This window comes from Photorhabdus akhurstii (genome assembly GCF_019090985.1).
GTDB lineage: Bacteria > Pseudomonadota > Gammaproteobacteria > Enterobacterales > Enterobacteriaceae > Photorhabdus > Photorhabdus akhurstii.
Window position 1 is genome coordinate 4547171 of the sequence record NZ_CP020335.1, and the last position, 24592, is coordinate 4571762.

Sequence of the window (24592 nt, forward strand, 5' to 3'; positions counted from 1 at the left end):
GGCAAATTTACTAAGTGGACATTAACACCATAATTATAGTGCTTTAATGTCTACTTAAAATAACTATAATCAAGTGAGCATCAAAACCAAAAATACATAGAGTTATTGTCCACTTATGAATAGAGCTACTGCACTTAAACGTTTTATTGACTGGGACAAAAAAGGACGATATGTCTTCACCCTTGCCGATCTCAGAAAAATCTTTCCTGAAGATAGCCCTAAAACACTTCAAGCGGGCTTAAATCGTCTGGTTAAAGAATCAATGCTTGCACGACCTGTACGCGGGGTTTATCTGTTTAACTTTGCTCATAGCCACGATAGTTACGCCATTGAACATATTGCCAAAGCTCTACGACGTGGTGAATACAATTACATTAGCCTTGAATCAGCACTAAGTGAATATGGCGTTATTTCACAGATCCTGATCGATAGGCTCACCGTAATGACAACAGGCCGGAAAGGTCTTTATCACACGCCACTGGGTACCATCGAATTCACTCATACCAAACGCCAACAGGAAGATATCTTAGCGAGTATCACACAAGCAGACCGCCCTTTGAGACTCGCCAAACTTGAATGCGCATTACGTGATTTAAAACGAGTTGGTCGCAATACCCAGCTCGTCAAGCGAGAGGGTTTCTGGCAGGAAAGTTTGGAGAGCCGGTGTCCTTAACATGGCGGCAAGCTCCGTCTGGCGAACGGAACTTCATTAAAACAAAGTACCGGATAAAAAATCAGCACTTTGTCAATCATCTGAGAGCAACCACCAGGTTGCTCTTACCAGCATGTGAGTGAATTCAACCGGCCTGAAAAACAAATCGTCCGCCTAAAACAGCAGCATAACGATTGAGTGTTCCCAACTGAGGATCAACCTCCCCTCTTTCCAGTCGGCTGATATTCTGTTTCTGGGTTCCCATCCGGCAGGCAACATCTTCCTGAGTCATTTTGCAGGCTTTGCGCGCCAGTTTGAGTTGCTGGACAAGAGCCTTGCGAGCCTGAAGATCATCCCATGCCTCCAGCCCTTCAGTTGTTGCCAGGAGCTCAGCCTTAACATCAGACAGCGTAACGAAATCGTAATCATCACTGTTCATTTTCATTCCAGCATCCTCTTTACCACTTTCATTCGTTCCCGGGACAGTTCCAGTGACGTTTTAGGTGTCTTCTGGGTCTTTTTCTGCAAAACATGTACTACAAAAATTTGTCTGCCCGTATGAAAGAAGAAAAATCCACGAGCAATACCTTCACGGGCACTCACTCTCAACTCTTTCAGTCCATTGCCTACATCCCTCACTCTTGGTTCCCTGAGCTTCGGTCCTGAATTTTCGAGTTCCTCCATTGCATCAACAAGCGCGACCTGTAACCCTACAGGAAGTCTTCCTAACTCCTTACGGGCGGCGCCAATTACCGTTACGGTAAATTTCATATCAGCATCCTTGTAATCATATACGATGATTTTACTCCATCAAAACAAAGCAATCAACAATGATTACTTTCAAACATTACTTATCTGATATTCTCCAGTTTGTTTGGTACATAGAGACGTTCACGGGCCCAGATAACCTCCGGTGTATCCCGAACAATCTTTTTATCCAGAATAATCTTATAAATTTATTGAATACACGAATTATTAACGCTGAGTAAAGCCGAATTTAATAATACACCTTAATTTTAGCCGTATTTATTAAATAGTTTAATTCAATAAAATCATAATACATATTAAAAATATATATCACCTTACAATCAAGCAAAAACAATTACTATTAATTCCGAATCAACCTTATTCCAATAAATTATTCACCATGATTAAACAGGCCCTTATAAGAGCCTGTTTAACTTTACTCTCCAATTATTAACGGGAAGAGAAAATAATCCATTCTAATATTTTCTTTGCGTATAAAATTAATGATGAATTAGCTCTAACGAATACAGTGTTACCGTTGAAGGTTTCGCGCCTTTATCAACCAACGTTAATTTATTATTAGCTATAGACACATTAATCTGGTCAGTCACCTCTGGTGGCGTGATTTTTTCCAGCGATCCACCTTGTTGAATACGATACGCTTTAACTTTAAATTTCTTACAACCTATATGATCAATCACCACAGTAACTCCCTGGTCACTATGAGTATAATCACGAGTTTTAGGTCTTAAAAGAGAATCTAATGGAAGTTGTTGCACCGGCTCCTTTTGCACTACCGCATTATTAGATTGAATGGTTGTCGGATCAACACCACCAAACCATCTATTCTTACTACAGGTATCCGTTAATTGATCTAATGTTCGGCTAGTATCCAAATAGTATTGTTGATATAAATCCGCAGGAACGGGAGCTACACTACCATCAGAAAAACCCTTATCCACTTTATAATTTGCTGCCAGGATATTAATTTTATTACCCGATTTATTTTCAGCAGCCAAAACCGTTAAACCGGTTGAAAAATCCTTTTGACCACTTAATATATAAGGGGTTTTTAACATCTTGGCAAAAAGACCAAAAGATTGAGCTGAATAGGTACAGAAATTCCTGACATTTGGGTTTTTAGGGTTAGGTTGATCATTAAACAGACCAAAAGATAAACCATCCCCACGATAATAATGAGCTAGGTCAACTTTGGTATATTGCATATAAATCAATGAAGAGGCGATATATGCCGCGTTTTTTGGACTCTGTACTTTGGTAAATGTATTTCTCGATCCAAAAGGAGTAGAGTTCCACTCAGTACAAATACTCTCCGTCTTGGTAAAACCATAAATATGCAAACTATTCTGAATGGTATTCCCCATATCAATAATGTTTTGCGGGTCTCCAGTATCAACATATCCATGCCAAGAAAAGAAATCTAACGGTACATGGTTATCCCGACAATATCGGAAAAATCCATCGATATAATGTCCTCCTGCATGATTACTAAACGAAATACCTGCCCCTCCCACTTTAGCATCAGGATCAGCGGCCTTAATTGCGCTCACTACTTTTTCATATAATTGATAATATTGTTGTGGATTATCAGTATTCCAGAAAAACAGTAAATCAGGCTCATTCCAAATCTCCCAATAGCTTATTTTTCTCGGCAACCCAATACACGCATAGTTTACACCATAACGATTCACCAAAGCTTTAACTAATGCTGCATAAACATCAAAATCCTCTGGTATTTCATAACCGCCATCAAGTGAACGCCCAATACGAAAAAAGAGTTGTCGCTCAATATTATCTGGGTTCAGATTTGCTTGATTATTCAGAACATCACGCAAATAAGCATCAGTCATTTCATAATTGGCATCTTTTAATGCAAGATTCACATCATGATTTCTCATTCCGATAGCGGCATTAGGAAAAATACTTCTGACATTTGCAATATCAGCAACCAGCTTTTTAGCCGCGGGTTTCTTTTCCTCCGGCACATTGATAATCATTTGATCTTGGTTATTTTTCCTATCCACTTGGAAATAATTATCTATATCCCCAATACCAAAGCCGTCATGGAGCCGAACATGGGTAATTCCCATCTGATTAAATTCATTATCTAAATCCGGGAAACCTGGAGCTATCGACTTAGGAAGACCATTGACGCCATTAACAGCTTTAAGACGTGAGTTATACCCTGCTGATAAATCTCGATGATTTTTATTAAATGAAAAAACTTTAGTCATAATGCCCTCTATACTAATTAAGAAATTGTATCCCTATAAACCAAAAACAATATCAAAGAATAAATACATTTATCTGGTAACTCAATAACAATAAATGAATGGAATACCTAGATAATAGTAAATATCACTTTTAACTACATCTAAAATTACTATCTATTACTTTGAATTCATTGAATTAAACAAACAATTACATTAATACAATTATTTCCTATAGTGAAATTGACTCTGTGATTTATTTAACCACAAAAGTATTAAAGTGGAAAAATATATACCAATCAACCCAGACTGATATTAATAACAATAATAAAATAGCACATAATAAAATCATATAGAGAATAAATTATATTTTAAAATATCGTAAAAAAGATCATTAACACATATTACAAGCATATTTTCAGCCATAAAAAATCACCTTAATTCTAAATAAAACACATATAATTCAATTAGCTGTTATCAAACAGGCTCTTTTCAGAGCCTGTCATATTAAAATTATTTAATCTTCATTGATTAAATAATTTATTCCAATATTTTCATTGCATATAAAATTAATCATTATTTAGCTCTAATGAATATAATGTTACTGTTGCAGGCTTCGCTCCCTTATCCACTAGCGTTAATTTATTATGAGCTATAGACACATTAATTTGGTTAGTCACTTCCGGTGGTGTCATTTGTGCCAGCGATCCACCTTCTTGAATACGGAATGCTTTGACTTTAAATTTTTTATAACCTATATGGTTAATTACCACGGTAACACCCTGGTCGCTATCAGTATAATCACGACTTTTAGTTCTCAACATATTATCACCTGGAAATGGCTTAACAGGTTCACGTTGCACAACCGCATTATCAACGTGAATAGTTGTCGGATCAATACCGCCAAACCATTTATTCTTACTCCAGGTATCCGTTAATTGATTCAGTGATCGGCTAGCATCAAGATAATATTGTTGATATAAATAATCAGGAGCCGCATTACCATCGGCAAGACTCTTATCAACTTTATAATTTGCAGCAAGGATATTTATTTTATTACCTTCGGTATTCTCGGTTGCCAAAACAGTTAAACCCGTGGAGAAATCCCTATTACCACTTAAAATATAAGGTGTTTCGAACAGTCTGGCAAACAGGTAAAAGGATTGAGCTGAATAGGTACAGAAATTTTTAACACTTGGATTTTTGGGATTCGGCTGGTTATTAAACAAACCAAAAGATGAGCCATCTCCCCGATAATAATAAGCTTTGTCGACTTTTATATATTGCATATAAATAAATGTGGAAGCAATGTATGCCGCATTTTTAATACCCTGTACTTTTGAATAGGTATTTTTTGTCCCAATAGGACAAGAAGTCCATTCAGTACAAAAACTTTCTGTATCGGTAAAACCATAAGTATGCAAACTTTTTTGCACCACATTCCCCACATCAATAATATTTTGCGGATCTCCGGTTTCAACATATCCATGCCAGGAATAAAAATCTAACGGCACATGATTATCTCTACAATATTTCAAAAATCCATCGAGGTAATCTTCTTTACCTCTATCAGCAAACGCAATACCCGCCCCACCGATTTTAATAGAAGGATCGACAGCTTTAATTATTCTTGCAATTTTGGCATATAATGCATAATATTTTTCAGGATCATTATTATTCCAAAAGAAATATAAATCAGGTTCATTCCAAACCTGCCAATAAGTTATTTTTCTTGGCAAACCAATTCTGGCATAGTTTAAAGCGTAACGACTCACCAACGTACTGACTAATATGGCATAAATATCAAAATCCTCCGGTATTTCATAACCACCATCACCGGAACGCCCAATACGAAACATAATTTGTCGCTGAATATTATTTGGGTTTAGATCAGCTTTACTATTCATAATGTCGCGCAGATAAGCGTCAGTCATTTTATAATTAGCCTCTTTTAATGCAAGACTAATATCATTATTTCTCATCCCGGCAGCCGCATTGGGAAAAATACTTCTGATATTTGCAATATCAGTGAGCAATTTCTTAGCCGCAGATTTACTTTCTTCCGGTACATTAATAATTATTTGATTTCGATCATTGACTCTATCCACCTGATAATAATTATCCATATCGCCAATACCAAAACCATCATGCAACCGGATATGGGTAATTCCCATCTGATTGAATTGATCATCTAAATCAGGAAAACCCGGCAACAAAGATTTAGGAACACCATTAACACCATTAACCTCTTTAAGACATGAATGATGACCCGCTGATAAATCCCGGTGATTTTTATTGAATGAAAAAATTTTAGTCATAATAAACTTCTATCCTCTATATTCATTAATAAATGACATTTATATAAATAAGAATAATACCAGAGAATAAATATATTTCTCTGACAACTCAACAACAATAAATGAATAGAATAGTTAGAGAATAGTTAAATATCATTTTTAACTATATCTTAAAATTACCTTCTGTTAATTTTAATTCATTATAGCAATCAACAATCACATAGATATAATTACTTCCGCCAATAATCCAACCTGTGATTTATTTAACAAAATAACCTATATTTCAATAAGAAACTGATATTAATAACGATAGTAAAAAAACACCCAATAAAATCATATAGTGAGTGAGTTATATTAAATAATATCGCATAAAATCATTAACATATAATCATGAGAATTCGACAAAATAATCTCAGCAAGTCTCTTTTTCAATAACGATATAAATAACGTTAATAAAGATCATAAAGTATTTTTCGCCAAAGAAATATTCAAAAATATTGAGCCAAAAGGTTGAATCATTTTAAAATACCAAATACCAAGAGGCACCCATTCTAAATGCCTCTTATGTTGAATTACCCTAATGACTTCAATGTGTGGGTCTTAACCCACCGTAATTTGAACAGGCTTCCCTATACGGGTTAACATATTAACCAATGCGTCAATAGTGAATTTATTTACCTTTTATTCACAACATCAGATACTCTTGGACGAGAAATGTTTAACACAGTTGCTGCTTCTGCTTGTTTCATTTTTTTATCCACAATCCATAAAGTAATTTCCTCCATTAACTGTTCTTTAATTTTTAGTATCTTTTCTATTTCTCGTAAAGAGGTTGCATGAAGTTGCTGAGCCTCTTGCTCAGTAAAACCTAACTCAGAAAATATATTATGTCCGGTTGGAGTTACCTTACGAATTTCAGTGTCAATTTTAGTGGTCATTTGATATTTCTCCGCTGCTGAATAACTGCGTTGTATCGTACTTTAGCGATATCCTTATCATGTTTATTCGTTTGTTGAGTTTTTTTCTGAAAACTATGCAATACATAAATGGCTTCATCGAATTTAGCAACATACATAATACGATAAATACCTGTACTGTCTCTTAGCCATATTTCTTTTACGCCAGAACCGATGTCAGAAAAGGGTTTCCAATCTTCAGGATCTACTCCATGCTGTATTCTATGAAGCTGATAGCCTGCGTCTTTACGCGCATCTGTAGGGAAAGCTAACAAATCTTCATAAGAAGAGCCAATCCAGGCAATTTCTTTCTCTATACCGCACCTAATTTTCGCCACAATTTTTCCCCCATCCAACTGTATAAAATTTTATACAGCCTTGCACAAAACTGCAAGTACAGCATTGAAGGAGTTTAAAATTCGATGGGATGCTCCTCATGTTAACTGTAATGGAGGAGCTATTTCTCTGGGTCACCCACTAGGGGCATCTGGGGGGAGAATTTTGGCAAATGCGGTCTATCAACTACATCGGCAACAAGGAAAATTGGCTTTAGGCAGAACCGCCGCCTGTAATGCTGATGCGCCCTTGCGCTCAATGTTGATCTCCGCATTGATATCATAGATATTTATCAATTACCTATTTTCCCCAATAAAATAATCACTCTACTCTCTTTAATTCACTCTTTGGAGGCCAATTTTTTCCAGTTATAAGTGGAAATTAAATAGCAATTAACCAAAAGAAATCAACATAAGTGGTAATAAACAACCATATGATTTGTTCGATTTGAAATACATCAAAAAACAATTTAGATGATGTTAGATTGACAAAATTGGAAAATTGCACCAACATCAAGGTTGACAAATTTGAATTTTTGCACCTTTAGAGAAAACAGCAAATGCCAGACATCCGCTACCCTTGGGAATTTCATCCGCAGTTAAGTGAAGAACGTTTAAGTATCATTGCAAAAGAACTACTCAATGTGCTTGATCATACCTATGAGCAGCTTTCTACACCATTAGATGATAATTATACCCGAGGTACCTGTACATTTGGCCGACAAAGGCAATGTCTTATCCAGCTCTGCATGAAAGGTACTTATGATTGGCTGAGACTAACTAATCCTGGTATGGATACGACCATCGAAATAGAAACAATCCCACTTCGTTTTTTTACTGATGACCCAGAAAATCCCAAAAAATCAGGCTTCTTTCGCCGTAATAGTGTAGACCAACTCTGGGCGCCAGAAATCACGATACCAACAATATGGCGCTTTATTGTAGAAAAACCTCAGTTTGAAGGCGAAGGCGCACAAGTTCATTTTGCTGGTTACAACGAGCATGAAGAAATGTTGTCTCAATGGACTTACGATAACAGCAAAATATCTGTGCTGCATTCTACAGACAACACACCGCCATCTGCGGTAACAATCGAATTGGATCCTATCAGTGCTGCGGTGCCTGATAAATCCAGAGAAAACAAGCGCAACAACAAGTAGTAGGTGACAAGTGTTCAATGGTTCTAATTTGCGGTTAGCTCGTCTGTATCACGAGCTATCTCTTGAGCAAGTGGCTGAGCGGGTTAATAAAACCCGCCAATATATTCAGCGGCTGGAATCCGGCTTTGCTGTGCCCACTAATGAACTTTCTAATGAATTAGCAACTGCATTGCAGGTTACTCCTGCGTTTTTTGAAACCCAAGTACAATCTCCTGTGAACGAGGAGATTGTTCATTTCCGTAAACGCAGCGCAATCAGAGTAGCAACAAAATTAGCAGCACTTGCAAAGGCTGAGTTATATAGACGATTAATCGTTGTTTTTGAAGAAAACCTAAATTTACCCCCGGTGTTATTTCCTGAATTAAAAGCAAATTCCCCGGAAGAAGTTGAACGAGCAGCAGAAAAATGTCGGATTGATTGGGGATTAGGGTTTGGGCCAATTGAAAATGTGACTCGACTAGCTGAAAAGCTAGGTGCATTTGTCACCTCGTTTGACTCGGTATCTGATGATGTTGACGCGTTATCCGTTCCATTAGATAGACCTTTCATTGTCAGAAATACAGCCAAGAAGTCACCATGCCGACAACGGTTTGATATTGCACATGAAATTGGACATCTTGTGTTACACGGCGGAATATCTACCGGTGACAGAATAACCGAATCTCAAGCCAACCAATTTGCCTCTGCCCTACTTTTACCACGAAGTGCAATGGCTAAATATTTCCCTGCCCCGATAGGCGGGAGAATCAATTGGCGAGGTCTAAGCGAGTTCAAGTTAACCTGGAAAGTAAGTAAAGCCGCAATTATTTATCGGGCGCATCAGCTTTCCCTTTTAAGCGATACGCAATACAAAACGGCTTTTTTAGGGCTTAAACGTAAGGGAGAAGCTATTGAGGAAAAAGAGGATTATCTTATTCCCCATGAAAAACCTGAATTATTTCATCGAGCAATAAAAGTGCTTATTAATGATGTTTGTATTGATATTGAAGCATTAGCAAAGCGTCTGAAAATTACCGTGCCAATGCTGCTTGAATTGGCTAACGATAATTCACTTTATGAGCTTAATAATCAGACAAATTCTGCAAACGTCATCTCGATGTTTTCATTTCGATCCAGAATAGCATGATCACTTTCCACTCTGATCAAATGCTTCATTACACAAACCAATTATCACCTTAACTCTTAACCGCGCTCTCCAGCGCGGTTATTTAGTGGAGGAATCCGTGGCAGTTAACCCAATGAAACCGCTTCCATTCCCACCAACCCCACTTTCAAATAGCCCGATTTACGCAAAGAGTCCATCACACTCATCAGTGTTTCATAATCCACGGTTTTATCAGCTTGAAAGAAGATGGTGGTCTCTTTATTAGATTGGGTGGTCTGATCCAATACCGCCGCCAAAGTGTCATGATCGACCTGTTGATCACCGACATAAAGCTGGCGATCAGCCTTAACCGTCAAGAATACCGGTTTTTCTGGACGTGGCTGCGGTTTTGCCGACGAAGCAGGTAGATCCACTTTAATATCAACGGTTGCCAATGGCGCTGCTACCATGAAGATAATCAATAACACCAACATCACGTCAATAAATGGTGTGACGTTGATTTCGTGCAATTCGCCGCTATCGTCCAAATCTTCATTAAGACGTATTGCCATAAATCACCTTGTCTTGCTATTTGCTAAATCCAGATCACGGCCAAGCAGTAATAGTGACTGTGCCGCCATATCACCAACCTGACCACGGTAAGCAGTGATCATTCGGGCGAAGATGTTATAAATCACAACGGCAGGAATCGCCGCCACCAGCCCAAGCGCTGTCGCTAATAAAGCTTCCGCAATACCCGGCGCCACAACCGCGAGGTTAGTTGTCTGTGAGTGAGCAATACCGATAAAGCTGTTCATGATGCCCCATACCGTACCAAACAGACCAACGAAAGGAGAGATCGCCCCAATGGTTGCCAGGTAGCCATTACCACGCCCCATATGACGGCTGATCGCCGCAACCGAACGCTCCATACGGAAAGCAGCACGCTCTTTTGTGCTATTCAGATCAGTACTCTCGGAAGATAACTGGCGTTCTGCCCGTGCTTCACCCAGTAACAAACGGCTGATACTGAGTTTGTTGAAACCTTCGGCAATTTCCGCAGCCTGATCAAGATTCTTCACGTCCGCCAAAGCCAGTCGCTCTTTACGTAAACGACGACCAGCAGCCAACAGTTCTGTGCCTTTTGAGAAGAATAAGGCCCAAGTAATCACAGAAGCGATCACCAGACCAATCATCACGGTCTTAACAACAACGTCGGCGTTCTGATACATGCCCCAAATAGACAGATCAGTCGCAAAGCCGCTGGAAAGGCTGGCTTCATCAGCAGGAACGTTAGGCGCAACCTCATCCGTCGCAACCGGCGTCACTTGGGCGGCCTCCGTCGCAGGTGCCGTTTGCGGTGCAATCTGATTTGCAGGTGGTGCGGTTGTGCCCGTCGTTGCCGGAGTAGAACCTGCAATTTGGGCGGTTTTTGCCGTAGTATTGTTGTCTGTTGCCGATGCTGGTGCTGTATCAGCCAATGCTGAACCTGTCAGCCCGAACGCTAATATTATTGAAGCAGTCAAATTTCGCATCAGTTGGCCTTTACTCCCTTTGCTATAAACCTTGTTATTTAGCCGTGAATTACTGTTCGTCATCTCACTAACCTTATTTATACCGAGTCTTCACTCATCTTCACCAGATTGAATGAAAATGCAGGCTGATAATATCAAACCTTAAGTGATTTGATAGTAATTATCATTATTGTTTAATAAAAAAGTATTACCCCTTCACAAAATAAAGCTAAGGAGCCTCCAATCACAGGTAATCAGAATGAATTTTCGTCAAGTTGTTCTAATCCCTTTGTACAAAAAGGTCTAAATCTTTTAACGTGTTAACTCTATTTTTTTACACCATTTCAAAAATTGAAGTGTTCAAGGTAGCAATGGATCATGGCAGAAAAAAAACTAGAAACTTCACTGGTCAATGCAGGTAGAAGCAAAAAATTTACTCAAGGCGCAGTCAATCCAATCATTCAGCGAACATCATCGGTGATCTTCGATTCTGTCGCCGCCAAAAGACAGGCGACGCAAAACCGGGCCAAAGGTGAACTGTTTTATGGCCGCCGTGGTACACAGACTCATTTCTCTTTTCAAGCAGCAATGGCTGAACTGGAAGGTGGCGCAGGCTGTATGCTTTACCCTTCTGGTGCTGCCGCGGTTAGTAATGCCATTCTCGCTTTTGCCGCCGCCGGTGATCATATTCTATTAACAGGTTCGGCTTATGACCCGACGCAAGGCTTCTGCGACAAGATATTGTCACGGATGAATATTACCACTGATTATTTCGATCCCATGATTGGCGAGGAGATTGCTGATCTGATTAAGCCCAATACCAAAGTGGTGTTTCTTGAGTCCCCTGGCTCCATCACGATGGAAGTACAGGATATTCCCGCTATTGTCCGTGCAGTACGGCGCGTCAATCCAGATATTGTCATCATGATCGATAATACCTGGTCCGCAGGCGTGCTGTTTAAAGCACTAGAATTCGGCATCGATATTTCGATTCAATCAGGCACCAAATATATTATTGGTCACTCAGACGCAATGTTAGGGATTGCGGTGGCTAATGAACGCTGTTGTGTACAACTGCGAGAGAGTTCTTATTTGATGGGACAAATGGCAGATGCCGATACGGTTTATATGGCCAGTCGTGGATTACGTACTTTAGCTATTCGCCTGAAACAGCATGAAAAAAGCAGTATTGAAATCGCTCGCTGGCTGCAACAACGAACCGAAGTCGCCGCAGTCTATCATCCGGTTCTGCCTTCCTGCCCCGGTCACAAGAATTTCATCCGTGATTTCAGCGGCAGTAATGGTCTGTTCTCTTTTCAGTTGAAAGAGAAATTAACCCCGCAGCAATTTACCGATTATCTGGATAATTTTCACCACTTTAAAATGGCATTCTCATGGGGCGGTTTTGAATCTTTGATCCTGGGTTATCAACCAGAAGAGATAAAAATAATACGCCAGTACGGTGCGCCACAAAGAACGGGTACCCTGTTTCGCCTGCATGTCGGGCTGGAGAATGTTCAAGATTTGATTGATGATCTCACAGAGGGATTTAGTCGAATTTCGGTTGATTAATTTTATTGTTATTCAATGTAATAAACTGAAAAACTTAACACTTGGAAGTCGGCATGAAGCGATAATATAGATATATTGCCAGTACAATGTATTTGCATTACATTTCGTTAAGCAGATTCTCAAATCAGCATAACGAGGTAGAAATATGCACGTCTTACCAAATGTTGAGTTCGAAGTTAGTGCAGAATCCAAACTTACCCGTCGCAGCCAGACAACTATCCCAACATCTGTCCGTAAAGCGCTTAAGGTGACTGCTCCCCGCCGTAAAAACGGCGAGGCTTCCCACTTCTCAGGCCGCCACCGTCTTTATGACGGATTTACGCTGGCCTCCGTGGGCAGAGACGACGAGTCCCGCCGCCTGTAATTCTGTTATGCCCTTGCGCTCGATGTTGAGCGCCGCATTGATATCGCGGTCATGTTCGACTCGACAGAAAGGGCATTGCCAGAGCCGCTTACGCAGCGGCATTTCCAGCATTTTGTGACCGCAGCAATGGCAGGTTTTCGAACTGGCGAACCACTGATCCAGTTTGACCAGATGGACGCCTGCCGCTGCGGCTTTGTATTCCAGTTTCTTGATGAAGCCATGCCAGCCCGCATCCCCGATAGCGCGGGCAAGGTGGTGATTCTTCATCATGTTGGCCGATTTCAGCGTCTCCACAATGATCGCTTGGTTTTCGTCAACCATTGAACGAGACAGTTTGTGTTGAAAATCGGCGCGGGCATTCGCTACCCGCTCGTGTACGGCGGCAAGCCTCTGTCGTGCTTTACGGCGGTTGGCGCCGCCTTTTTGTTTCCGGGAGAGGGCCTTCTGTTTACGCCTCAGATTACGGCCGGCATTGATAAGATGACGGGGATTAGCCATCTTATCTCCGCTGGATTTGACAGCGTAGTGAGATAATCCCATATCCAAACCTGTCATCTGGGTTATCAAAGCGGGCTTCGCGGGCGCGGCCAGGCCGTCATCACAGAGTATCGAGGCGTAGTATTTACCGGTGGCTGAACGGCTCAGCGTAATGCTTTTCACCTCTCCGGTCATTTCACGGTGCAGACGGGCTTCTATCGGCGATAATTTGGGTATTTTTATTGCCCCGTCCAACACCTTCACCCCGACACAATGATAGCTGGACTGCCTGCCATGCTTGCGTTTGAATGTCGGGAAGCGCGCTTTCAGCTTCGGATTAAAAAAGTGGGAAAACGCCATATCGAGGTTAATCACCGCCTGCTGCAAGGCGATGGAATCATACGCTTTGAGCCAGGCATACCGGCGGGATTTTTTCGCCACTGACAGTAAGGGTTTGAGGTCTTTACGCGGGCTGAGGTTCACCCCGTGGCGTTGATGAGCGTGCTTCTTGATGTGCAGCGCCTTGTTGTACGCGAAACGAACCGCACCGAACTGAGCATTGAGATAATCAGCCTGTTCGGGTGTCGGGTAAATGCGGACTTTGGTGGCTCTTAACATCATCAGCGCTCATCGGGATAGTTTATGTATTTTAACCGCTTTTTTTGGCCGTGTCCCCCCGGGCTGCCAGTGAACGTGATGGTTAATAACCTGAAAGCCCTGCGGGCTTTTCGCCTTATATCACCGCCCGCATTGGGCGAGGGTTTACGGCGGATTTTGCTAAAACCAGGTCATAACAGTATCGCATATAAGATTTTATCTTCCGGTGATGTACTTATTAGTCGTAAAAACAGCGAAGAAGAAAAAGATCTTGTCATAGAATCATTTCTGAACTTTCTAGCAAAAGACATTCAGAAATATCCTGAACAAGTACAGCAATTAGATGAACAGCTTATTAACCGGGCAAAGTCACTTGTCGCTGGAATAGACATACATCTGAACAACCCATTATCTGCTGACGATGAGTAAAGAACTATGTACGATCGAGTGTGTGTAATAAACGGATGGACTCTTTTTGCTCATCCATGCTTTATAGAACAATTAAAACAAGCAATAGATAAGGTAGTACAACTTCAGCAAAAATATCCAAATGACTACTTGAAAAAAAATGATACAAAACGCCTGACTGCAATCATAAAACTCGTTACTGAAATTATTCCCAATGATCCAGCTAATATAGCCTTTCGTTTAGGTGACACATTGGGTGGAAAAAGACAACACTGGTTCAGAGCAAAATTTTTCCAACAATATCGCCTTTTTTCCGTTTCCACGCCGAAAGTAAAATTATTATCTTTGGCTGGGTAGATGATGAGAGAACAAAAAGGGCATATGGTAATAAGCATGACCTAAAAAAAGTGTCTTACAACGCAGCTGAAAATGATAATGATGGGGATATTCTGGATGTGGTTCGTGAGCGTATCAAAATCCAGCAAAGCGGATCAGAGTTAACCTAGATGAAATTTAACATCGATTTTGATGAGCGAGCCTTAAAATGTATTTTGAAAGGGTTGCGATGAATCGCTCCTTCTCTATTTTTTTAACTTTTGTTTAATGGTTATGTGCCCAATTGATTCATTAGTATCAGCCATTAATTTTCCCTTATCAGGGATAAAGTCAAGCCATGCTTAAGCTTTTACTGTAAACTGACTTTATATATACAGATGCAATAAATTTATTTATTAACAGTCACAGGATAAGCAATGGAAGTACTAAACGGGATCATGCAGGCATTATGGCAGCATGACTTTTCTAAACTTGCCAACCCCGATGTTGTCTGGATTATCTATGGCATTCTATTTGTGACACTGGTTCTGGAAAATGGCTTATTACCTGCCGCCTTTCTACCCGGTGATACTCTGTTAATCCTTTCTGGCGCATTAATTGCCAAGGGAGTCATGAGTTTTATCCCAACCGTTTTTATATTAACAACGGCGGCAAGTATCGGTTGCTGGCTTGGTTATCTTCAAGGGCTATGGCTTGGTGATACCAAACGAGTTAAGAATTGGCTGGCACAACTTCCTATTCAGTATCGCCAACGCGCTAACGAGTTGTTTTTCAAACATGGTCTGGCCGCTTTACTGATCGGCCGTTTTTTGGCTTTTGTCCGCACTCTGTTACCAACATTGGCTGGTATATCCGGCCTTAACAGTAAACGCTTTCAAGTTTTTAACTGGTTAAGTGGCTTATTATGGGTTGTCATCGTGGTCGGTTTTGGTTATCTCCTCAATCAGATACCGTTTATTAAGAATCACCAAGATCTGGTGATGAACATTTTGATAATTTTACCCATAGTGCTGTTGTTAAGTGGTTTAAGCGCCTCCTTGCTGATGTATTGGCGCCATAAGAAAATCTCGGCGGCAAAACGTAAATAAAAGTCATCATGGTTTACAAGCAGCAGCAAGGTTTTTATCCTTAACTTAATGTACCAATATTATATGGACTCAAGCTCAGCCACTAAGTGATATTCTTGGTATCGATGCATCACCAAATCGGTCAATCTATGCACTTGACCATGTGTTGATCACAATCATGGCCTGGATCACGCCAATTGTATTACTTTCTTCAATTACTCTTAATATCAACTTAATATCAATCGCCATGATTTTAGCTGATATTTTAAGTCTATCTTTTTATAGGAGTTAGTAATGGATAATCAACCTATTATCAGACTTGCTGATGGGAATCACATGCCACAATTGGGTCTTGGATCATGGGCCGCAGATGACCAACAGATAGCAGAAACAATCCATGCAGCACTAGATATCGGTTATCGGGCAATTGATACCGCCGCTATCTACAACAATGAGAAAGGTGTAGGCAACGCGTTACAAGAAACAGATATCCCCCGTGAGGATATCTTTATCACCACCAAATTGTGGAATGATAGGCACAATGATGTCCGCGCCGCTCTGTCAGAAAGTTTGGAAAAGTTGCAACTAGATTATGTTGACCTTTACCTTATTCACTGGCCGGCACCACCGCAAAATCAATATGTTAACGCCTGGCAACAATTGATTGAATTGCAGAAAGAGGGGCTTATTCGTAGTATCGGCGTTTCTAATTTCCAACCTGAACATATCCAGCGACTAATCAATGAAACCGGCGTTCATCCCGTCATTAATCAGATTGAGTTGCACCCGCTGTTACAACAACGTCAGCTTCATGCCTGGAATGCGACACATAATATCGTTACAGAATCTTGGAGCCCGTTGGCACAAGGAGGAGAAGACGTATTCGATAATCCACTGGTTCAACATCTGGCACAAAAGTATGGCAAAACACCCGCGCAGGTTGTTATCCGCTGGCACATTGATAACGGCATGATTGTGATCCCAAAATCAACCACGCTATCAAGAATTAAAGAGAACTTTGATGTGTTCGACTTCAAACTAGAAAAAGAAGATCTGACCGCGATGACTACGCTAGATATCGGTAAACGTCTGGGGCCAACCCCTGAAACATTCGTTGATTTCAGTGAATTCCTTGAGCTTCTTGAGCAAAGGAATGCTAATGATCAGTGCTGAAAAACAGCGGATAAAATTGATAAGGTGATAGTGGGCAAAGCAGAATTAAAACGTGCGCGGCATCAACGCCGCGCCCCGATTTTGCTGAGCTATTTTCATTATTGATTGACCGGTATAGTCACTAATTGCCCAACAGAGCCGCGATCAGCCATTTCCAGAATCTGGCTGTAATAGAGGAATGGGAAGTGTTCATAAGAGGGCTGGTTCATATAAACCAGTAATTCCACCCGCCCATCAACCCAAACGGTATCCTTCCAACCATAATCTTGCGGTTGAGGTGTCCCACCATTGTGGTTAATCACCTTAAACTGCACACCTTCAATATGGAACGGTTGTGGGACAGAGGCATTTACGATCCAACGCTCCCACGTTCCTTGCTGGCTAGTAATATCTACCCGATTCATATCCCATAACGCACCGTTAATTCCCGGCATATTACCATCAAGATAAATTTCCCGGTTACGGATTGCATTGGAAACCGGCGTCACATCATCAACCAGACGAGATGGGAGATCATCTGTCACCAAAGATAATAAACCTGTTGCCTTAATGGTCAGAACGGTGCTGGAAACCAACACAGTGGAAGGTTCAAACAGCCCACGTAACTTATCAAGTATCCCGGCTGATTCACCGGCGGTAACAACAACCTCTTCCTCTTTGGACATATCAATCAATACTTCACGCCGTTCTCCTGGCGCAAGGGAGAGTTGCTGAACAGCTATCGGCGCAGGCAACAGCCCCAAATCAGTGCCTATCATATAGAAAGGACGACCATCGCTGATCTGTAGCTGATATCGGCGGGCATTGGATGCATTTAGTAACCGTAAACGAATCCAGCCACGAAATACTTCAATGAAAGGATTTTGTACGCCATTCACTAACAGAGTATTACCAATAAATCCGCTATCAGAAGCTGGCTGATATTCAGGAACCCCAAAGTTATCCAACCGTTTATCCTGAAGAATAATCGGGAAATCATTAACACCATAATGTTTTGGCAACGGCAAATGGCGGCTGGTTTCATCTTCCACCAACCACATGCCAGCTAAACCCTTATAAACATGCGGCGCCATCCGATTAGGTGTATTGGCATGATACCAGCAAGTTGCCGCCTGCTGACGAATAGGCAACACTGGCGACCAATCAGACCCCGGAGAAATCTGACGGGCAACCCCGCCAATCAATGTACCCGGTAATTGTAATCCGCTGACGGTCATCGAAACCGGCTCCGCTAGCCGATTGCTGTATATCAGTTTGACATCATCGTTTTTATGAACCCGTACAGTCGGACCAAGATATTGGCCATTAATCCCCCACACACTGGTTTTATATTGTCCATCAAAAGTCCAATGCGCTTTTTGTAAAGTCAGGAATAACGGTTGCCCACTGCGAGATTCCAATAAAGGGGGAACCGGCAAAGCAGTCTGATGATTTTTGCTGGCCCGAACCCATAAAGGAGCGGCGCCGATACACATCGCCAAGCCTGATACCTGAATAAATTGGCGCCGACTAAATGACATATTTTCTCCGCGATAAACCTAATTAAATTCCGGGTTTATATGGCTCAAAAATAGTTGAGACACTGCAATCATTCACCCCGGCAGCGAATAACTCATTATTGAAGTTATTGAAGCTTATTATCCTTTTGATTGCGCTTAACAAAAACATTATTTATCAAGCGCTCATCATAACGCGAATATGAAGGGAATTAAACTATCTGAATGCATTACACGAATCTTTCCCATCCAGCGAAGTACATATCATTTCCGACTAATAATAAATTGTGATCATGGACAACGAACAAAAATCCTCACATATACTAAATATGTGAGGATTAAAGTACGTTTAAAAGCTATCGCCTTTGTCAGTCCCACACTTTATTATAAAAGAGTGGTCAAGAATAACCTGTTATGAGTACTTATCCTGTTTCTCCATTGCAGCCAATTCCTCATCCAGCTGCTCTATTTTAGCTTTCATTATCTGATGACAATATTCCGCCAGTTCACGCACCTGATCTTTGGTATATCCAGAAGTATCAATGGGCGGCAACATTTCAACAATGACTGAGCCATTATTCCAGCGATTCAACTTAATATTGTCATTAGTAATGGAAGAAACGCAGACCGGGACAATCGGTACTCCCGCCGAGATCGCAGCGTGAAAAGCACCGGTTTTAAACGGCAACAAACCTCGGCCACGACTGCGGGTACCTTCCGGGAACATCCAAACAGAAAGACGACGATTTTTAATCTGCTCCACAACCTGGGCAATCGTGCCATGTGCTTTAGCACGGTTAGCACGATCAATTAGGATATTACCTGCCAGCCAATAAAGCTGACCAAAAAATGGGATCAGCACCAGACTTTTTTTACCCACCGTCACTGTGCCAGGCTGAACCGCATTGGACATGGTTATCATGTCATAGTTGTTTTGGTGGTTGCCAATGTAGATACTCGGACCATAATGCCTGGCTTCCGCAGGAATACGTTCAATAATTTTGACGCCAAATATTTTCGACAACCGACCAAACATATTACCAAACACCATAACATGGTCAGGATGACGTGGCCTGAATAAACAGTAAATAGCACCAGAGACACACACTACAATCGAAAACAGAATAACAATAATGCCGCGAATAATTGCTAACATAATCCCCTCTTATTTAATCCTACTATTTAGTTACGCAATAGCAGATGGTGTCTCAACCTGAACCCGTTCAATACGCTGCAACCCTCGAGGTAGAGGGGTTCCCTTACGACCACGTTCTGCCCGGAATTTCTGAAGATCTTCAGGACGCAGCGTCAATTTACGTTTGCCAAAGTAAAGTGTAATAGACGATTGTGGCGATAGTATCAATAACCAACTCAACAGGTCATTTTCTGAGACTGACTGAACAGAAATTATCTTATTCCCTTTCCCTTTAGAAAGCTGAGGCAAATCTGCAACCGGGAACATTAACATTCGACCTGAGCTGGTTATTGCCAGCAGCATATCATCCTGCGGGTGAGTTATTTCCAGCGGCGTCATGACGCGAGCATTTTCCGGCAAGGTAATCAGTGCCTTACCCGCTCGGTTTTTAGCGACCAAATCACTAAAATTACAGATAAAACCATAACCGGCATCAGAGGCCATCAGAAATTTCTGTTCATCAGGCGCCATCAGTACATGCTCCACCGTTGCCCCGACCGGCAAAGTCAGTTTCCCGGTCAGTGGTTCCCCTTGCCCTCTGGCAGAAGGCAAATCCCGCGAATCAAGCGAGTAACTGCGACCTGTTGTATCAATAAAAACAACCGGCTGGCTACTCTTACCTCGGGCTGCACCACGGAAACTATCGCCCGCTTTGTAATTCAACCCGGCCGGATCGATATCATGGCCTTTTGCACTACGAACCCAACCCATCTCAGACAATACGATAGTCACCGGCTCAGAAGGCGCAATGTCATGCTCACTCATCGCTTTGGCTTCATCACGCTCTCTCATTGGAGAACGACGCTCATCGCCATAAGTAGCCGCATCAGCTACGATCTCTTTCTTCAACAGCGTGTTCAGTTTGCGCTCAGACCCCAGAATCGCCTGTAACTTATCACGCTCTTTTGCCAGCTCATTCTGTTCGCCACGGATTTTCACCTCTTCCAGTTTAGCTAAGTGGCGTAATTTCAGCTCAAGAATAGCTTCTGTTTGCGTCTCACTTAAACCAAAACGTGACATTAATACCGGTTTTGGTTCATCTTCACTACGGATAATGTGAATAACTTCATCAATATTGAGAAATGCGATCAGTAAGCCTTCCAGCACATGCAGGCGCTTAAGGACTTTTTCCAGACGATGATTCAGACGCTTACGAACGGTTTCCCGGCGGAATACCAGCCATTCGGAGAGGATCTCAACCAGCCCTTTCACGGTCGGACGGTTATCCAACCCAATCATATTCAGGTTGACGCGATAACTCTTTTCCAAATCTGTGGTCGCAAACAGATGATTCATCACCAGTTCCAAATCAACCCGGTTTGTGCGAGGGACAATAACCAGACGCGTTGGATTTTCATGATCCGATTCATCACGCAAGTCATCAACCATCGGCAGCTTTTTAGCCCGCATTTGGTTAGCGATCTGTTCCAACACTTTGGCGCCAGAAACCTGATGCGGCAGCGCAGTGATCACGACATTGCCATCTTCTTTCGACCAAACAGCACGCATCCGTACTGAACCACGGCCATTTTTATAAATCTTACGGATATCTTCGTGAGAAGTGATGATCTCTGCTTCGGTCGGATAATCAGGGCCTTTAACGTGCTCCATCAAATCATCAAGGGAACTCTGCGGCTTATCCAGCAGCGTGACCAGCGCATTCGCCACTTCACGAGCGTTATGAGGCGGAATATCTGTCGCCATCCCCACCGCAATACCGGTGGTGCCATTCAGCAAAATATTTGGCAGACGCGCCGGCAGCATTTTCGGTTCCTGCAACGTGCCGTCAAAGTTTGGCACCCAGTCAACAGTACCGTGGCCTAATTCAGTCAACAACAACTCGGCATATTTGGACAGGCGAGACTCGGTATAACGCATCGCGGCGAAAGATTTGGGATCATCCGGCGCTCCCCAGTTGCCTTGCCCATCCACTAAAGGATAACGGTAAGAAAATGGCTGCGCCATGAGCACCATCGCTTCATAACAGGCGCCATCGCCATGTGGATGGTATTTACCTAGTACATCACCCACGGTACGGGCGGATTTCTTAAATTTGGCGGTATTGTTCAACCCCAATTCCGACATGGCATAAACAATACGGCGCTGAACCGGTTTCAAACCGTCACCGATAAAAGGCAGCGCCCTATCCATGATGACGTACATGGAGTAGTTCAGGTAGGCGGTTTCCGTAAATGAGTGGAGCGGCAAACGCTCCACGCCATCGTGAGTTATCTCACTCATTCGTTAATTTCCTCAAAATCTTCTTTGACTATCCCTGTGGGTGTTACACTTCAATTTCTACACTATCGCCCTTCTCTTGCAGCCAGTTTCGGCGATCTTCTGAACGCTTCTTCGCCAGAAGCATATCCATCACAGAGAAGGTTTCCTGATAGTTTTCATCATCGATAGTCAATTGCACCAGACGGCGGGTATTCGGGTCTAACGTTGTTTCACGCAATTGCATGGGATTCATTTCACCTAATCCTTTAAAACGCTGTACGTTAGGCTTACCCCGTTTGCGGCTTAGGCGATCCAACACCGCGCTTTTTTCCTCTTCATCCAGTGCGTAATACACTTCTTTACCTAGATCAATACGATATAAAGGCGGCATTGCCATATAAACATGGCCATTTTTAACCAACGTTGGAAAATGGCGGACAAACAGTGCGCATAACAGCGTCGCAATATGCAAACCGTCTGAGTCCGCATCCGCCAGAATACAGATTTTGCCATAACGTAACTGGCTGAGATCGTGGCTATCCGGGTCGATCCCAATCGCAACGGAGATATCATGGACTTCCTGTGATGCCAACACTTCATCCGAAGAGACTTCCCAAGTATTCAGAATCTTCCCTTTCAGCGGCATGATAGCTTGATATTCACGGTCACGCGCCTGTTTTGCCGAGCCTCCCGCAGAATCGCCTTCCACCAGAAACAGCTCCGTGAAATTGAGATCCTGTGATGTGCAATCAGCCAGTTTTCCCGGTAATGCCGGGCCGCTGGTCAATTTTTACGCACAACCTTTTTCGCGGCACGCATTCTACGTTGTGCGCTGGCGATCGCCAGTTCAGCCAGTTGCTCTGCCTCTTGAACGTTCTGGTTCAGCCACAAACTGAAAGCATCTTTAACAACACCAGAAACAAAGGCGGCAGATTGGCGCGAAGACAGGCGTTCTTTCGTCTGACCAGCAAATTGCGGGTCCTGCATTTTTACCGACAGAACATAAGTACAGCGATCCCAAATATCATCGGCGGCAAGCTTCACGCCACGTGGCATGATATTGCGAAATTCGCAAAATTCACGCATTGCATCCAGTAATCCCTGACGCAGCCCGTTTACATGTGTTCCACCCTGCATCGTCGGGATAAGGTTCACATAACTTTCAGCCAGTAATTCTCCCCCTTCCGGCAGCCAAAGCAACGCCCAGTCAACCGCTTCGGTTATGCCGCTGAAAGTACCGACAAAAGGCGCTGTCGGCAATGTTATCAGGCCATTCACCGCCGCCATGAGATAATCAGTCAGACCATCGGCATAACACCATTTCTGTTCTGTATCATTGATTTTGTCTTTAAAAACAATTTCTACTCCCGGACATAAAACCGCTTTCGCCTTCAACAAATGAGTCAAGCGAGAAACCGAGAAACGTGGGCTGTCAAAGAAACTTTCATCAGGCCAGAAGTGAACACTGGTACCGGTGTTGCGTTTACCACAACTGCCTATCACTGTCAGTTCCTGCACTTTATCGCCATTTTCAAAAGCAATCTGATAAACCTGACTATTACGGCGAACAGTGACTTCAATCCGCTTGGACAAAGCGTTAACCACCGAGATCCCCACACCGTGGAGACCACCAGAAAACTGATAGTTTTTATTCGAAAATTTACCACCGGCATGTAAACGGCTCAGGATCAATTCAACCGCTGAAACCCCTTCTTCTGGATGAATATCAACCGGCATGCCGCGGCCATCATCAATGACCTCCAGTGACTGATCGCTATGAAGGATCACTTCAATATGTTTAGCGTGCCCCGCCAAAGCTTCATCCACGCTGTTATCGATCACTTCCTGTGCCAAATGGTTCGGACGAGTTGTATCAGTGTACATTCCCGGACGACGGCGAACCGGCTCCAGACCACTGAGAACTTCAATGGCATCTGCGTTGTAACTAGATTGAGTCATGTTGTAATTCTGTTGGTTGCTTCTTGATTAAAGGGCTAATCAGTTTTGTATACTGTTGATAATACCAGTCGTTCAAACATTTTTGGCAAGTTTTTTCTCACCATCATTAGAAAGCCCAAGAAAATTGATGATTTGTGGGAAATAGTGTTCAAACCCGATAAAGGCATGATTACCGCCAGATTCAATAGTTTGCTTACATAATACCAGATAAGCAACCGCCTGGCGGTAATCAAGTACCTCATCTCCGGTTTGCTGCAATAACCAGATAAGATCCGGTGACTCCAGAGGTTCAATCTGCATGATTTTGAGATCATGAACATGGCGCGGTTCCAACGTATATCGTTGGTTGGTATAGGGATTAATATTTTCCCCAAGATAATCCCGCAGTAACTCAAACGGACGCACGGCTGGATTGACAACGACAGCAGGCAAACTGAAACATTGTGAAAGCCATATCGCCAGATAACCACCGAGAGAAGAGCCAACGATACCCAAATTATCCCCGGCACGCTCCATCACCAAATTTTCCAGCAACTCAGCCGCTTCTTCCGGATAAGGCGGTAACTGAGGCACCAACATTTCAATGTCAGGATGATGCTGATGCAGCCACGCTTTTAGGGCATTTGCTTTTGCAGACTGCGGGGAGCTGTTAAAACCGTGCAAATAGAGTAACGTTGACATCAGGCCGTGCTCCTCAATTGTGCGTAAATACCACCGGCCACTACACTCCTGTGCAACAAGCCACAAATGGT

Annotated in this window: 21 protein-coding genes and 3 pseudogenes; 10 read left to right on the top strand and 14 right to left on the bottom strand. The window is 42.4% G+C overall.

What is annotated here, in order from left to right:
- Positions 1-115: 115 nt before the first annotated feature.
- Positions 116-673: a type IV toxin-antitoxin system AbiEi family antitoxin gene (gene abiEi, locus B0X70_RS19465; protein WP_217470162.1), complete on the top strand. Its 558-nt coding sequence runs from the start codon at positions 116-118 to the stop codon at positions 671-673.
- Positions 674-797: 124 nt separating this feature from the next.
- Here abiEi and B0X70_RS19470 read toward each other — a convergent pair whose 3' ends face one another.
- The 6 genes and pseudogenes from B0X70_RS19470 to B0X70_RS19495 form a co-directional block, all read right to left on the bottom strand.
- Entirely contained in the window at positions 798-1091 is a 294-nt protein-coding gene (locus B0X70_RS19470) for a type II toxin-antitoxin system RelB family anti-toxin (RefSeq protein ID WP_088776123.1), read from the bottom strand.
- Between the two features lie 2 nt (positions 1092-1093).
- Positions 1094-1423, bottom strand: coding sequence for a type II toxin-antitoxin system RelE/ParE family toxin (locus B0X70_RS19475; RefSeq protein ID WP_217470163.1), 330 nt, complete (start codon positions 1421-1423; stop codon positions 1094-1096).
- Between the two features lie 476 nt (positions 1424-1899).
- The gene (locus B0X70_RS19480; RefSeq protein ID WP_217470164.1) at positions 1900-3654 is read right to left on the bottom strand and encodes a GH39 family glycosyl hydrolase; all 1755 of its coding nucleotides are present in this window, start codon (positions 3652-3654) and stop codon (positions 1900-1902) included.
- A gap of 545 nt (positions 3655-4199) precedes the next feature.
- Positions 4200-5756 carry a GH39 family glycosyl hydrolase gene (locus B0X70_RS19485; RefSeq protein WP_246593343.1) on the bottom strand — a complete coding sequence of 519 codons (1557 nt, stop codon included), beginning with the start codon at positions 5754-5756 and terminating at the stop codon, positions 4200-4202.
- Between the two features lie 771 nt (positions 5757-6527).
- Positions 6528-6865, bottom strand: a pseudogene (locus tag B0X70_RS19490) (helix-turn-helix domain-containing protein).
- Positions 6862-7179, bottom strand: coding sequence for a type II toxin-antitoxin system RelE/ParE family toxin (locus B0X70_RS19495; RefSeq protein ID WP_217471772.1), 318 nt, complete (start codon positions 7177-7179; stop codon positions 6862-6864). Before B0X70_RS19495 ends, B0X70_RS19490 begins: the two are co-directional and overlap by 4 nt.
- Positions 7180-7285: 106 nt before the next feature.
- Between B0X70_RS19495 and B0X70_RS25385 the strand changes: the two genes are divergently transcribed.
- The 3 genes from B0X70_RS25385 (at position 7286) to B0X70_RS19510 (ending at position 9504) form a co-directional block, all read left to right on the top strand.
- Positions 7286-7504 (top strand): hypothetical protein, encoded by a 219-nt coding sequence (locus tag B0X70_RS25385; RefSeq protein WP_418889045.1) that lies wholly within the window; start codon positions 7286-7288, stop codon positions 7502-7504.
- A 274-nt stretch (positions 7505-7778) separates the two neighbouring features.
- Positions 7779-8378, top strand: a complete 600-nt coding sequence (locus B0X70_RS19505; RefSeq protein WP_217470166.1) for a hypothetical protein — start codon at positions 7779-7781, stop codon at positions 8376-8378.
- A gap of 10 nt (positions 8379-8388) precedes the next feature.
- A complete protein-coding gene (locus B0X70_RS19510; RefSeq protein WP_217470167.1) occupies positions 8389-9504 on the top strand; it encodes a helix-turn-helix domain-containing protein in 1116 nt (371 codons plus the stop codon).
- Between the two features lie 104 nt (positions 9505-9608).
- Here the strand turns inward: B0X70_RS19510 and exbD are convergent, their stop codons facing one another.
- Both exbD and exbB read right to left on the bottom strand, forming a co-directional pair.
- Positions 9609-10034: a TonB system transport protein ExbD gene (exbD, locus tag B0X70_RS19515; protein ID WP_217470168.1), complete on the bottom strand. Its 426-nt coding sequence runs from the start codon at positions 10032-10034 to the stop codon at positions 9609-9611.
- A gap of 3 nt (positions 10035-10037) precedes the next feature.
- Positions 10038-10997, bottom strand: coding sequence for a tonB-system energizer ExbB (gene exbB, locus B0X70_RS19520; protein WP_105399027.1), 960 nt, complete (start codon positions 10995-10997; stop codon positions 10038-10040).
- A 357-nt stretch (positions 10998-11354) separates the two neighbouring features.
- On the opposite strand from exbB, the gene metC reads away from it, so the two are divergent.
- Complete coding sequence (metC, locus tag B0X70_RS19525; protein WP_217470169.1) at positions 11355-12548, top strand: cystathionine beta-lyase; 1194 nt, start codon at positions 11355-11357, stop codon at positions 12546-12548.
- Between the two features lie 145 nt (positions 12549-12693).
- Positions 12694-12912, top strand: a complete 219-nt coding sequence (locus B0X70_RS25390) for an AbrB/MazE/SpoVT family DNA-binding domain-containing protein (protein ID WP_052105769.1) — start codon at positions 12694-12696, stop codon at positions 12910-12912.
- On the opposite strand, the gene B0X70_RS19535 is transcribed toward B0X70_RS25390, so the two are convergent.
- A complete protein-coding gene (locus B0X70_RS19535; protein WP_217471774.1) occupies positions 12838-14007 on the bottom strand; it encodes an RNA-guided endonuclease InsQ/TnpB family protein in 1170 nt (389 codons plus the stop codon). The two genes, B0X70_RS25390 and B0X70_RS19535, sit on opposite strands and share 75 nt — an antisense overlap.
- Before the next feature lie 78 nt (positions 14008-14085).
- Between B0X70_RS19535 and B0X70_RS19540 the strand changes: the two genes are divergently transcribed.
- From B0X70_RS19540 to dkgA, 4 genes and pseudogenes are all read left to right on the top strand, one after another.
- A complete protein-coding gene (locus tag B0X70_RS19540) occupies positions 14086-14415 on the top strand; it encodes a type II toxin-antitoxin system PrlF family antitoxin (protein ID WP_072165569.1) in 330 nt (109 codons plus the stop codon).
- A 6-nt stretch (positions 14416-14421) separates the two neighbouring features.
- Positions 14422-14753, top strand: a pseudogene (locus tag B0X70_RS19545) (type II toxin-antitoxin system YhaV family toxin); the annotation flags it as partial.
- A 393-nt stretch (positions 14754-15146) separates the two neighbouring features.
- Positions 15147-15818 carry a DedA family protein gene (locus B0X70_RS19550; protein ID WP_105396759.1) on the top strand — a complete coding sequence of 224 codons (672 nt, stop codon included), beginning with the start codon at positions 15147-15149 and terminating at the stop codon, positions 15816-15818.
- Between the two features lie 273 nt (positions 15819-16091).
- Positions 16092-16970 (top strand): 2,5-didehydrogluconate reductase DkgA, encoded by an 879-nt coding sequence (gene dkgA, locus B0X70_RS19555; protein WP_217470170.1) that lies wholly within the window; start codon positions 16092-16094, stop codon positions 16968-16970.
- A 98-nt stretch (positions 16971-17068) separates the two neighbouring features.
- Here dkgA and ftsP read toward each other — a convergent pair whose 3' ends face one another.
- From ftsP to yqiA, 5 genes and pseudogenes are all read right to left on the bottom strand, one after another.
- Positions 17069-18490, bottom strand: a complete 1422-nt coding sequence (gene ftsP, locus B0X70_RS19560; RefSeq protein ID WP_217470171.1) for a cell division protein FtsP — start codon at positions 18488-18490, stop codon at positions 17069-17071.
- Between the two features lie 388 nt (positions 18491-18878).
- On the bottom strand, positions 18879-19622 hold the full coding sequence (locus B0X70_RS19565; protein WP_036778343.1) for a 1-acylglycerol-3-phosphate O-acyltransferase: 744 nt from the start codon (positions 19620-19622) through the stop codon (positions 18879-18881).
- A gap of 30 nt (positions 19623-19652) precedes the next feature.
- On the bottom strand, positions 19653-21902 hold the full coding sequence (gene parC / locus B0X70_RS19570; RefSeq protein WP_217470172.1) for a DNA topoisomerase IV subunit A: 2250 nt from the start codon (positions 21900-21902) through the stop codon (positions 19653-19655).
- Positions 21903-21945: 43 nt separating this feature from the next.
- Positions 21946-23840 (bottom strand): annotated as a pseudogene (gene parE / locus B0X70_RS19575) (DNA topoisomerase IV subunit B).
- A 72-nt stretch (positions 23841-23912) separates the two neighbouring features.
- Complete coding sequence (gene yqiA / locus B0X70_RS19580; RefSeq protein ID WP_036808689.1) at positions 23913-24521, bottom strand: esterase YqiA; 609 nt, start codon at positions 24519-24521, stop codon at positions 23913-23915.
- Positions 24522-24592: the final 71 nt, after the last annotated feature.